1 protein-coding gene is annotated in these 1,188 nt (G+C 50.2%); it reads left to right on the forward strand.

The features are described from left to right. Window positions 1-298: 298 nt before the first annotated feature. Window positions 299-1,188 (forward strand): serine/threonine-protein kinase (locus LKE08_RS02415; protein WP_324702596.1); only part of this gene is annotated, 890 nt, incomplete at its 3' end.

The raw sequence follows: 1,188 nt of genomic DNA on the forward strand, positions 1-1,188 counted from the left end.
GTGAAACGCTGAAACGGCGAAGATACTTGGCGGGTAGCCGCCTGGGAAAATAGCAAGGTGCCAGGATAATTATAAACGAGGGCTTCCTTCCAGTGGTAAACCGGGGGAAGCTTTCGTTTTTTAGACCCCTTGGCAGCCCTCACCCCCGACCCCTCTCCCAATCTTGGGCGAGGGGGGAAATATATAAACGGTTGAACTTAAAAAACCACAGAGGCACAGAGGACACGGAGGATTATTCCGTCAAAATAACCCGATTTTGCCATAGAATAAAATCAGATATCAGCAACCATCCCGAATCATGAGCCAGTGCCTCAACCCCGACTGTCTCCACGGCAACCCCGACGGTTCCCAATTTTGCCAGAAATGCGGCGGCAAACTGCGACTCCTCGAACGCTATCGGGCAAAACGGATACTCGGACAGGGCGGCTTCGGACGCACTTTCCTCGCCGTCGATGACTGCAAACCCTCCAAACCCCCCTGCGTCATCAAGCAACTTCTCCCCCAGGCGCAGGGAACCGCTACACTACAAAAAGCCACCGAACTTTTCGACCAGGAGGCGCGGCGTCTGGAAGAACTGGGCAAACATCCCCAAATCCCCGAACTTTTGGCGTATTTCACCGCCGATAACCGGCAATATTTGGTGCAAGAATTTATCGACGGGGACACCCTGCAACAAGAATTGGAAAATCATGGCGCGTTCACCGAAAAGCAAATCCGGTCACTGTTAGAAGATTTGTTGACGGTTTTGGATTTTGTCCACAGTCAAAAAGTCATTCACCGGGACATCAAACCGGAAAATATCATCAGACGAAAAAGCGATCAAAAATTAGTCATCGTCGATTTCGGTGCCGCCAAACAGGTGCCGCGCACGTCCCTCAGCGTCACCGGAACGATTATCGGTTCGGCTGAATACTGCGCCCCGGAACAGGCGATGGGAAAACCCAAATATATCAGCGATTTATATAGTTTGGGTGTGACCTGTTTGCACTTGTTAACCCAGATGAATCCTTTTGATTTGTATGATGCGATGGAGGTGGAATGGGTCTGGCGAGATTATTTGAATGGAAATTGGGTCAGTGACTCATTCGGCAAAATTTTAGATCGTTTGGTGGAAACCAAACCCAAAAGTCGCTATCAGTCCGTCGCGGAAGTTTTGGCAGATTTACAACCTTCGTCGGGTACAGTTCC

Origin of the sequence: Lyngbya sp. CCY1209 (genome assembly GCF_035615495.1) — a bacterium.
Classification (GTDB): domain Bacteria; phylum Cyanobacteriota; class Cyanobacteriia; order Cyanobacteriales; family Microcoleaceae; genus Limnospira.